10 protein-coding genes are annotated in these 9,890 nt (G+C 60.0%); 4 read left to right on the forward strand and 6 right to left on the reverse strand.

Annotated elements, in window-relative coordinates:
* The first annotated feature begins 82 nt into the window (after window positions 1-82).
* A complete protein-coding gene (locus LC298_RS10740) occupies window positions 83-226 on the forward strand; it encodes a hypothetical protein (protein ID WP_199223221.1) in 144 nt (47 codons plus the stop codon).
* Window positions 227-232: 6 nt separating this feature from the next.
* On the opposite strand, the gene LC298_RS10745 is transcribed toward LC298_RS10740, so the two are convergent.
* The 3 genes from LC298_RS10745 to LC298_RS10755 all read right to left on the reverse strand — a co-directional run bounded on the left by LC298_RS10745 (window position 233) and on the right by LC298_RS10755 (window position 2,573).
* Entirely contained in the window at window positions 233-979 is a 747-nt protein-coding gene (locus LC298_RS10745; protein WP_131566957.1) for a pyridoxine 5'-phosphate synthase, read from the reverse strand.
* A 153-nt stretch (window positions 980-1,132) separates the two neighbouring features.
* Window positions 1,133-1,297 carry a hypothetical protein gene (locus LC298_RS10750; RefSeq protein WP_158284715.1) on the reverse strand — a complete coding sequence of 55 codons (165 nt, stop codon included), beginning with the start codon at window positions 1,295-1,297 and terminating at the stop codon, window positions 1,133-1,135.
* 148 nt (window positions 1,298-1,445) lie between these two features.
* Complete coding sequence (locus LC298_RS10755; RefSeq protein ID WP_131566960.1) at window positions 1,446-2,573, reverse strand: ATP-dependent DNA helicase; 1,128 nt, start codon at window positions 2,571-2,573, stop codon at window positions 1,446-1,448.
* Between the two features lie 107 nt (window positions 2,574-2,680).
* Here LC298_RS10755 and LC298_RS10760 point away from each other — a divergent pair, with 107 nt between their 5' ends.
* Both LC298_RS10760 and LC298_RS10765 read left to right on the forward strand, forming a co-directional pair.
* Window positions 2,681-3,115: a type 2 periplasmic-binding domain-containing protein gene (locus tag LC298_RS10760; protein ID WP_131566963.1), complete on the forward strand. Its 435-nt coding sequence runs from the start codon at window positions 2,681-2,683 to the stop codon at window positions 3,113-3,115.
* A complete protein-coding gene (locus tag LC298_RS10765) occupies window positions 3,116-4,063 on the forward strand; it encodes a cation diffusion facilitator family transporter (RefSeq protein WP_131566966.1) in 948 nt (315 codons plus the stop codon). It begins immediately after the preceding gene.
* 412 nt (window positions 4,064-4,475) lie between these two features.
* On the opposite strand, the gene ilvN is transcribed toward LC298_RS10765, so the two are convergent.
* The 3 genes from ilvN to LC298_RS10780 are packed head-to-tail and all read right to left on the reverse strand — an operon-like array spanning window position 4,476 to window position 7,606.
* Window positions 4,476-5,048 carry an acetolactate synthase small subunit gene (gene ilvN, locus LC298_RS10770; RefSeq protein WP_131566969.1) on the reverse strand — a complete coding sequence of 191 codons (573 nt, stop codon included), beginning with the start codon at window positions 5,046-5,048 and terminating at the stop codon, window positions 4,476-4,478.
* Window positions 5,045-5,773, reverse strand: a complete 729-nt coding sequence (locus LC298_RS10775; protein WP_131566972.1) for a glutathione S-transferase family protein — start codon at window positions 5,771-5,773, stop codon at window positions 5,045-5,047. The genes ilvN and LC298_RS10775 overlap by 4 nt, the downstream gene beginning before the upstream one ends.
* Window positions 5,774-5,806: 33 nt before the next feature.
* Entirely contained in the window at window positions 5,807-7,606 is a 1,800-nt protein-coding gene (locus LC298_RS10780) for an acetolactate synthase 3 large subunit (RefSeq protein ID WP_131566975.1), read from the reverse strand.
* A gap of 346 nt (window positions 7,607-7,952) precedes the next feature.
* Between LC298_RS10780 and LC298_RS10785 the strand changes: the two genes are divergently transcribed.
* Entirely contained in the window at window positions 7,953-9,854 is a 1,902-nt protein-coding gene (locus LC298_RS10785; protein ID WP_131566978.1) for an ATP-binding protein, read from the forward strand.
* Window positions 9,855-9,890: the final 36 nt, after the last annotated feature.

Below are 9,890 nucleotides of genomic sequence, written 5' to 3' on the forward strand. Positions count from 1 at the left end.
TGGCCAATCTCGCGCTCGGAACCCCCATCGGCTTTCTCACGGTCGCCATTCACACTTCGGCCTGATCTGGGTTACCGATTTCATGAACTGGCTGAGCAGCAAGGTACGCCTGAGCGGCCACCGCAGTGAGAGCATCAACAGTTTGCTGCTGATCGGCTGGAGCACCGCCTGCCTGATCGCCGCAAGTATCCGCGTCGGACCGTTCAATTCCGGAAAACATTTTTGAGGAGCGCTAGCTCTCGCAGGCACGGAGAAAACGGTGAACGGCTCCAGCCATCCCGTACTCCAACGCATCCGCCGTCAAGCCGTGACCGATTGACACCTCGGCCAAATTTGGAACCCGTCTGACGAGCATCGGAAGGTTGTCCACCGTCAGGTCGTGTCCGGCATTGACCCCGAGCCCCCGCGCCACCGCCGCGTCAGCCGTCCTTCCGAGAATCTCCGCTTGTTCCGCCGCGCGAGCGGGATCGTCGTGGCAGGCGCCGTATGGCCCGGTGTAAAGCTCTATCCGATCGGCGCCGGTGCGCATGGCCTGCTCCACGCCGGCGTCTCCGGCGTCGGGATCGGCAAAAAGGGAAACGCGGATCCGCCGCGCCTTCAAGCGTTGAACGCAGTCGCGAAGAAAGTTCGCCTGTAGGGCAAAATCCCAACCGTGATCCGACGTGGCTTGCGCCGGATGGTCCGGGACCAACGTCACCTGATTGGGTTCATTTGCCTCGACGAGATCCAGAAACTCCGGTGTCGGATAGCCCTCGATGTTGAACTCGGCGTCGGGAAACTCGTCATCGATGAGCGCACGCAGTTCCGGCAGATCGCTGAATCGGATGTGTCGCTGGTCCGGGCGCGGATGCACCGTCAACCCGTGCGCTCCTGACTGAAGCGCGATCCGGCCAAGCCCGGTGACGCTGGGCCAGGGAAGATCGCGCCGGTTTCGCAACATCGCGACCGCGTTGAGATTTACGGAAAGTTTGGCTGGCATGCGCTCAAGCTTCGATCCATTGCCGGGACCGTCGCTCTAGCACCGACGCGGCAAAATCAAAACCACACTACGCCGATTGGCCTTCAGGGTGCTGTTTGGGGATCGACGCGACCCGACATGAACATCGTCGAACCGGCGGCACCGACCCCCGTATTAATCCCGCCCCTTACCCCGGAACGCCTCGAGTTGGCTCTCGTAGGTCTCGGTAAACCCTTCGTGCTCGTTCCCGGATTTTCGTGAACCTAGGACGATCAGAACGAGCGCGGAAACGAGCAGAAGACCGATCCCTCCGTAAAGCATGAACTCATATGCCGTCATGGTGATCCCAAAAAAGTACAGAACTCGCTAGAATGTTACGAAATACGGAGAACCTATTCATTTCTTGATAACGCGCCGACAATTAAAAAGATAAAAAACGCCAAAATTCTTTGCTCTCAGTATAGAGACCCGAAAAATGGGCTGTCAATCAGCGAATTATGGTAAGTGTATTCGAGGCCCTGGTTATCGCCGTATACAGCCATCGGCTGCGCATGTCGCGGAAAGCGAAGCTCTCGTCAAAGAGCATAACATCGTTCCATTGGGAACCCTGTGCCTTGTGCACGGTTAACGCGTAGCCAAAATCGAAATCGTCATATCGCTTCTTCGTCTGCCAGGCGACGTCCTGCTCTGGTGAGTCGAAGGCCGATTTCAGGAGCTTTATCTTCGAGACGCCGCGATCGGAATCACCTTCCTCAGGAGATATCAGCAAGTTTACGCCCGGCTTGCTCGTCTCTTTCGAAGCGGTCATGACATTCCACAGCGATCCGTTGAGAAGACCCTTGGCCGGATCGTTGCGCAGGCAGACCAATTTGTCCCCTGCCTGGGGATAGGGCGAGGTAAAGTTCTTCAACTCCCGAAGACGCTGATTGTAGCGGCGGCGTGTGCGATTGATGCCCACCAATACCTGATCGGCGGCAAGCACAGCCTGCTGGTCAACCTCGCTCTTCGCGATTACCTGCGTCGTACCGTAATCGCCATGCATGATCTCGCGGCCGGCTCGCACATCCATCGCCAGCCGGATGATCGGGTTTTCGGCCGCCTGCCGGTGGATCTCGGTTAGCAGGTAGTCCGGCTCAGCGTCGGTGAAGAAGCCTCCGCCGGAAATTGGCGGCAATTGCCCCGGGTCTCCGAGGACGAGGATCGGCGTGCCGAAGCTCATGAGATCCCTCCCGAGCGCTTCGTCGACCATCGAGCATTCGTCGACCACGATGAGTTTCGCCTTGGCGACATCGCTCTGGCGATTGAGCGAGAATGTCGGCGACATCGATGTGCGCCCCGTTGTCTCGTCCGACACGGCCTCCTCCCCGCGCGGACGGTAGATCAGAGAGTGGATGGTCTTGGCGTTGGACGCGCCCTTTGCGCGCAGCACCTGCGCCGCCTTGCCGGTGAACGCGGCAAACTGCACTGCACCGTCGATGTCCTCGGCGAAGTGCCGCGCCAGCGTCGTCTTGCCGGTGCCCGCATAGCCGAACAGCCGAAAAAGCTGCCGTTCGCCCGACTTCAACCACCGCGCCACGGCCTGCAGCGCCTCGTCCTGTTGGGGAGAAAATCTCATCTCCGCTGCTCTAGAGGATTCGAACCGGGCCGACCAGAAGGTTGCCTGGCTCCGGAACAATTTATCGGGCCGTACGTTCCTCAATCCGGGAAAAACAGGAACCCGGCATGGCATACTCGCTACGATATGCAAGCGCGATTTTCTTTTGCCTGTCGGCACTTCTGGGCTGCGAGCTACCGAAAGATCCATCCCGCACCAGCCAGACGGTAAGAGGCGACGTCTTGATTGTCGGAACCGATGGGCCAGTGCCACCTGAAAACGAAGCGGAAAAAGCGGCGTTGACCCGGCTGGCCGCAAACCTAAACGCCCGGCTGGAGTATCGGCAGGCGGGAATACACGCCCTTGCCGCGGATCTCGAAAGTGGCGAGATCCACGTCCTCGCTGGGGGATTGCCGCGAAACACACCTTTCAAGAATCGGTTTGGTCTTTCGTCACCCGTCTCCGAGGTGTTGCTCGACGGTAAGCGAGAGAAGACGGTTTTCGCGATCCGAAAGGGTGAAAATGGCTTTCTGCTTCAAGTGAACAAGGCGGTCGGGGATTAGATGCTGGTCGATCGCGTCCTGGGAACAGCCCAGAGGGCAAATTTACCACCCGAACTGGAGGAAGAGGCCCGCCGGGCCGTTCGGCTGGAACTCTGGACGATCTTTTTCCTCGTCACGATCGTTATTGTTATGTTTTTCACGATGGGCTCGAGCCAGGCGATGAAAACGGCGTGGATCGAGGATGCCCTAAGTCTTCTTCCGCCAATACTTTTTCTAGTGGCGATCAGACTGGAGAGACGGCAGCCAAATCCGGCCTTTCCTTTCGGGTATCATCGCTTCGGTTCGCTGGCCTTCTTCGCGGCCGCCTGCGCGCTGGCCGCCATGGGCGGATATCTGCTCTACGAGGCGGTGGTTACTCTGATAAGGCAGGAACATCCCACCATCGGCTCGGTCCAGATCCTCGGACGCGACATATGGCTTGGCTGGCTGATGATGGCGGCTCTCGCCTATTCGGTTGTTCCGCCCGTCATACTAGGACGCATGAAGAGACGTCCGGCCCACCGCCTGGCCGACAAGATCCTCCATACGGATTCACAAATGAACGCTGCCGATTGGCAGACGGGAGTGGCGGGCATGGCCGGAATCGCCGGAATTGCGTTCGGTTTCTGGTGGGCGGATGCCGCCGCAGCCGGCATCATTTCCTTCTCGATCCTGAAGGATGGCTTCGACAACGTGCGCATTGCCTTTGCCGAACTGCTAGACGGCGCGCCGCGGAAACTCGACTCAAGCGACACCCACCCTGCAGCAGAAAAAATCCGCAACGAACTCCAGCGCCGTTACCCTGGCAGAGAGGTGCGCGTCCGTGAAACCGGACGTCATATGCGGGCCGTCATTGTGCCAGGGCTCGCCGCCGAACTGAACCGCGAACTGCGCGACGAGTTGGCCGGCTCGAAGGACGGTTGGCGGCTGATTGAAGCGTCGCGGGCGCTCGATGATGCGGCTGGCTAGAGCCAGCAGCCGACATTGCGCTGGGTGCGTACCGCGGACCCCGCTGACACTTGGACGTTCAGGCGATGAGGACCTAAAACCGGTCTGGATATTGGCGTCAACATTATGAAAATGCTCACGATCCGCAAACTCACCGCCGCTGCCCTGCTCTCGTTCGCTGGCCCTGCCGCCGCGCAACAGGCCACCGTGGCCGACCCTAACGGAACGCCAGAAGCAACCCCGCGACGCAGGAAACCCCCACGAATGCTGTCAAGCGGATAGCCTTGTAGACCTCTTGACCGATGACGGTCTGGCCGCGTGCGAGAAATTCGCGAGCGAGGCGGCGGCGGTGATGAAGGCCCACACCCGACTGCATCGTGCGGGAGATAATCTTTCAGCCTGGCGAAGCGTGTAGCTTCGCCGGGCGTTCATTTCACATCCCCTCCGGACCGCGGCTCATCGCAGCCACGCCGGTCCGGCAGACTTCAACCAGTCCAAGCGGTGCCATGATGGCGATGAACTGCTCGATTTTCGATGTGCGCCCCGTTACCTCGAAAATGAAGTGCTCCACATTGGCGTCGATCACCGTCGCCCTGAATGCGTCCGCCAGCCTGAGGGTCTCGACACGGTTATCACCTGTTCCCGAGACCTTGATGAGGGCCAATTCCCGCTCCAGCGGCTTTTCATGACCGCGCTCGTGCGCGACCACCGTCAAGTCCACAACCCGGTGTACCGGCACGATGCGCTCGAGTTGCGCCTTGATCTGCTCCAGCACATGCGGCGTTCCGCGCGTCACGATAGTGATGCGCGAAAGATGCTTTTCGTGCTCGGTCTCGGAGACGGTCAGGCTTTCGATGTTGTAGCCGCGCCCGGAAAACAATCCGATCACACGTGCAAGAACACCGGGTTCGTTGTCGACCACGACCGACAATGTATGCGTTTCGGGGCGCTCGGTCTCCTTGGCTATGAAGTAGGCTGATGCCGGCGGATTGACGGGACGGTTCATGGATGACTCCCCTGTGGATCCGGGTGTTGGAGTGCAACGGTCCTGTATTTGGGCCGGTGAAATACTTCGACAGCGGTTTCGCCTTCTTCGTAGTGCGGCAGTTGCCAAGGCTCTTCCAGCGCACTCGCGCGCCATGCAGCAAAGGCCGGATGCGCCAGCACGGTGTCCATGTAGCTCCGGGTCGGCTTGTCGACCGCAACCTGGTATGTGTCGAGCCGCGTCACCACGGGAGCGAACATAGCGTCCGCCGCCGAGAAGTCGCCATAAAGAAAAGGCCCACCGCCACCAAACCGGTCGCGCGCTTCGCTCCACAACTGCTGCAAACGCACCACATCGGCCGCGCAGGCCGCGCCCCGATCCTTCGGCGCGAATCGCTTCGTCAGGTTCATGGGACAGGCAGCGCGCAGGCCGGTGAAGCCGGCATGCATTTCGCTCGCAGCGGACCTCGCATGCGCGCGAGCATCAAGATCGACAGGCCACACGCGCTTGTTCGGAAAGCGGTCAGCGACATATTCCATAATCGCGAGGCTCTCCCAAACGGTCACATCGCCATCGATCAGCACCGGCACTTTGCCCGTCGGCCCAAAGGCCAGCATCCGCTCCCGGGTATCGCGCTGATACATCGCGATCACGGTTTCGTCGAACTGGATCTCGAAGGCATGCAGCAACATCCAGGCCCGAAGCGACCAGGACGAATAGAGCTTGTTGCCGATTACGAGATGCATGTGGGGCCTTCTCGTCAATTCCGTACCGCTTCCTCAGACAAGGGCCTTGCCCTCTGCACTGATGGCGCTGGCCACAGCCTCGTCGGTCGCTTCGTCGGGCAGCAGCATCTCGTTATGTGCCTTTCCGGACGGGATCATCGGGAAACAATTGGCGAGATTGGCCACCCGGCAATCGAAGATCACCGGCGCATCCACATTGATCATCTCCTGGATCGCGTCGTCGAGCTCGTCGGGTTTCTCCGCCCGGATCCCGACCCCTCCATACGCTTCGGCAAGCTTGACGAAATCCGGCAGCGCCTCGGTGTACGAATGCGACAACCGGTTGCCGTGCAGCAACTGCTGCCACTGGCGGACCATCCCCATATACTGGTTGTTCAGGATAAACACCTTGATCGGCGCACTGTGCTGAACGGCGGATGACATTTCCTGGATCGTCATCAGTACCGAGGCGTCTCCCGCGATGTCGATGACGAGGGCGTCCGGATGCGCGATCTGCACTCCGAACGCGGCCGGAAGGCCGTATCCCATCGTTCCGAGCCCGCCCGATGTCATCCAGCGGTTCGGCGCCTCGAACCCGAAAAACTGGGCTGCCCACATCTGATGCTGGCCGACTTCGGTTGTGATGAACGTCTCTTTGCCTGAGGCGCGCGACGCCTCGTAGAGCCGCTGCACCGCAAACTGCGGCATGATGACATCCTTGCTCGGCGTGTACGCCAGCGAGTTGCGCGCCTTCCAGCGGTCGATCTGCTCCCACCACGGTCCCAAAGCCGCCCGGTCCTGTTGGCCCTTCGATGCACGCCAGATGCGCACCATGTCCTCCAGCACGTGACGCACGTCCCCGATGATCCCGAGATCGACATGGACGACCTTGTTGATTGAGGACGGATCGATATCGACGTGAATCTTCTTCGCCTTGGGCGCGAACTTGTCTAGCCTTCCGGTTATCCGGTCGTCGAAGCGCGCGCCGATGTTGATCATGACGTCGCAGTCGTGCATCGCCATATTCGCTTCGTACGTCCCATGCATGCCGAGCATGCCCAGCCAGTTTTTTCCGCTCGCCGGATAGGCGCCCAGCCCCATCAGCGTCGAGGTGATCGGAAATTCCGTCAATTCCACCAGCTCGCGTAGCAATCCGCTGGCCTCCGGGCCCGAATTCACGACCCCCCCTCCGGTGTAGAGGATAGGCCGCTTGGCCGTCGCCATCAGCTCGACCGCGGCCTTGATCAATTCTTCGTCGCCGCTCAGCCTGGGCTGATAGCTTGGCCGGATTTCTGCCGTTTTGGGTGACTGGTAGACGCCCTTGGCGAACTGGACATCCTTCGGAATATCGACGACCACCGGCCCCGGACGTCCGGTCGTAGCTACGCGAAACGCTTCATGCAGGATACGCGGCAGGTCGTCGACCGACTTCACCAGCCAGTTGTGTTTTGTGCATGGCCGCGTGATCCCCACGGTGTCGCACTCCTGGAACGCGTCCGAGCCGATCAGCGAGGTGGGGACCTGGCCGGTAATGCAGACGAGCGGGATGGAGTCCATCAGCGCGTCTTGCAGCGGCGTGACAGCATTCGTGGCGCCGGGGCCGGACGTCACGAGCATCACCCCGGGTTTGCCCGTCGAGCGGGCATATCCTTCCGCGGCGTGGCCGGCTCCCTGCTCGTGGCGGACGAGAACGTGCTGCACGTCCTCCTGCTGGAAAAGCTCGTCGTAAATCGGAAGGACAGCGCCGCCAGGATATCCGAAAATGTGTTCGACCCCGTTATCCTTCAGGGCGCGGATAACCATCTCCGCACCGGAAATTTCCTTCGGTTCGGTGGTTTTCGTCGTCGCGTTCATTCGTCTATTCCCGTTCTCGGCGTCTTGTGGTGTCCGCTGGCAACCAAGACCTAATGATGTTTTTGAAGGAGCTGTGCAATAAAAAAGGCCCCGTGAGGAGCCTTGGTGTCGTCCGCGCATGGGTGCTTTCGCCGGGTGACTACATCACCCTGCCCATGCGCGATCGTACTACGAGAATAACTTTTGCCATTGGTGGAGAGATTATGAGTGAGAGCCTGCGAGGTCAAGTGCAGAGCAGCGTAGGCATTCGTTAACCGCGCCTATTCATAGTACGGCAAACCCAGACCGCGATCAGTTGCAGGGAAGGAAGACCGTGAGGAATGCGGTTCCAGTTGAAGACGGAGCGATGCCGGAACCATCTGTCCAGCAACGGAACCGGACCGACGGACACGTCGTCTACTGCGACGGCACGCACGCGATCGTCGCGTCCCTGTCGCCGGCCCCCGATGGCGCAAGCGATGATTACTGGTCGGTCGGTCAGCTGATTTCGATAAAGGTTGGAGAAAACCGCGTCGTCGGGATGCTCTTCAAGGTCGACAATCAATCCAGGTCCTGGATTCGCGACGCCGAAAACGAGATCTCCATCCACGTCGAGCTAGTCGGAGAGATCACTGAAGACCTCAATGGCAACGCACGGTTTTCCGGCGGTATTTCCAGCTATCCATATCTTGGCGCGGTCGCGCACCGCATTCGCGCCAAGGATTTGCTGGCTATTTACGAAAACAAGGACGTACAGGCAGTTGAGGTCGGCTACCTGTCGCAGAACCAGGAAATTCCGGCACTGATTTCGGTCGACAGCTTGATTACCCGCCATTTTGCGGTAGTCGGCACGACTGGCGTCGGTAAATCAACGGCGGTCGCTTTGCTGCTTCGCAAGATCGTCGAACGCCGACCGGACGTCCGCATCCTCATTCTCGATCCCCACAATGAATTCACGGTGGCCTTCCCGGACCTGGCGATCACCATCAACGACAGGGACCTTGACCTTCCGTTTTGGCTGTTCCGCTTGGAAGAATTTGCCGAGGTTTTATACCGCGGCCGCCCCTCCATTCCTGAGGAACTCGATGCGCTGCGCGATCTCATCCCACTTGCCAAGATGCAGTTCAGCGGAAGCGAGAAGACCAGCCTGCGCAAGAGTTCGGAATCCACCTCCATCACGTCGGACACACCGGTTCCCTATCGTATATCGGATCTCATGCGTTTGCTCGACGAGCGCGTGGGCATGCTGGATGGACGCGAGGGGCGCCCCTTTCTGAAGGCGCTGATGGGGCGGATCGACGCCGCCGTCAACGACCCGCGTTATCGCTTCATGTTCGCCAGCAAGACAATCGAGGACAACGTCGCCGACGTCGTGAGCACGCTCTTCCGCGTTCCAGCTCATGGCAAGCCTATCACTGCCTTCCAGATGAGCGGCATGCCTTCGGAAGTCGTCAACTCGGTCGCCTCGGTTCTGTGCCGGCTCGCGTTCGATCTGGCGATCTGGAGTAAGTCGCAAATACAAACGCTGGTGGTGTGCGAAGAAGCCCACCGCTACATTCCGGCCGACCAGAGCGCCGGGTTCGCGCCCACCCGTTCGGCAATCGCACGGATCGCGAAGGAAGGCCGCAAATACGGCGTTTATCTCGGCATCGTGACCCAGCGCCCGGGCGAACTGGACGAGACGATCCTGTCACAGTGCAATACCTATTTCGCGATGCGTCTCGGCAATGACCGGGACCAGGAGATCATGCGCCGCGCGATCAGCGGCTCGTCCCGGTCGGCCATCAACTTCCTGCCGTCGCTAGCCAACCGCGAAGCGATTGCCTTCGGTCAGGGCGTCTCGACGCCCATGCGCATGAAGTTCCAGAATGTCGAGACGAAGCGTCTGCCAGGCAATCATCTTTACGAAGAGCAAGCCATCGCCAGGAACGCGGAAACGCCGGTCAACGTGGGGGACGTGATCAACAAGATGCGTTACCCGCGCGGAATCGGCGAAGAATACAGCAGTGGTTTCTCGGAGGTTCGCCAACCATTGGGCGATGAACGGGTCGGTGAGCAGCGTCCCAGTATCGAGGCGCCTTCGCTTAAAACAGCGCCACCGCCGACCTATCAGCGGGCGCCCGGCCAAGCCTCCGCAGCCGACGACACGCTTTTCACGAAGGAACCGCCGCTGCGCGATCCACCCGGCAATGCGACGCAACCCTCTTCGCCGCCCCGCCGCGAAGATACCCAGTCGGCTCGCGATCTGATCAGCCGTTTCCGTAAGTAAAGGCGGCAACGCTGCCCAAATTATCGCACCGGATCG

The organism is Oricola cellulosilytica (genome assembly GCF_019966575.1).
Lineage (GTDB): Bacteria > Pseudomonadota > Alphaproteobacteria > Rhizobiales > Rhizobiaceae > Oricola > Oricola cellulosilytica.

Coding starts and splice junctions, on each gene's coding strand:
- LC298_RS10785 (WP_131566978.1), top strand. CDS start 7,953: ATGCCGGAACCATCTGTCCAGCAACGGAACCGGACCGACGGACACGTC.
- LC298_RS10740 (WP_199223221.1), top strand. CDS start 83: ATGAACTGGCTGAGCAGCAAGGTACGCCTGAGCGGCCACCGCAGTGAG.
- LC298_RS10755 (WP_131566960.1), bottom strand. CDS start 2,573: ATGAGATTTTCTCCCCAACAGGACGAGGCGCTGCAGGCCGTGGCGCGG.
- LC298_RS10775 (WP_131566972.1), bottom strand. CDS start 5,773: ATGCATCTCGTAATCGGCAACAAGCTCTATTCGTCCTGGTCGCTTCGG.
- LC298_RS10765 (WP_131566966.1), top strand. CDS start 3,116: ATGCTGGTCGATCGCGTCCTGGGAACAGCCCAGAGGGCAAATTTACCA.
- LC298_RS10745 (WP_131566957.1), bottom strand. CDS start 979: ATGCCAGCCAAACTTTCCGTAAATCTCAACGCGGTCGCGATGTTGCGA.
- LC298_RS10780 (WP_131566975.1), bottom strand. CDS start 7,606: ATGAACGCGACGACGAAAACCACCGAACCGAAGGAAATTTCCGGTGCG.
- LC298_RS10750 (WP_158284715.1), bottom strand. CDS start 1,297: ATGACGGCATATGAGTTCATGCTTTACGGAGGGATCGGTCTTCTGCTC.
- ilvN (WP_131566969.1), bottom strand. CDS start 5,048: ATGAACCGTCCCGTCAATCCGCCGGCATCAGCCTACTTCATAGCCAAG.
- LC298_RS10760 (WP_131566963.1), top strand. CDS start 2,681: ATGGCATACTCGCTACGATATGCAAGCGCGATTTTCTTTTGCCTGTCG.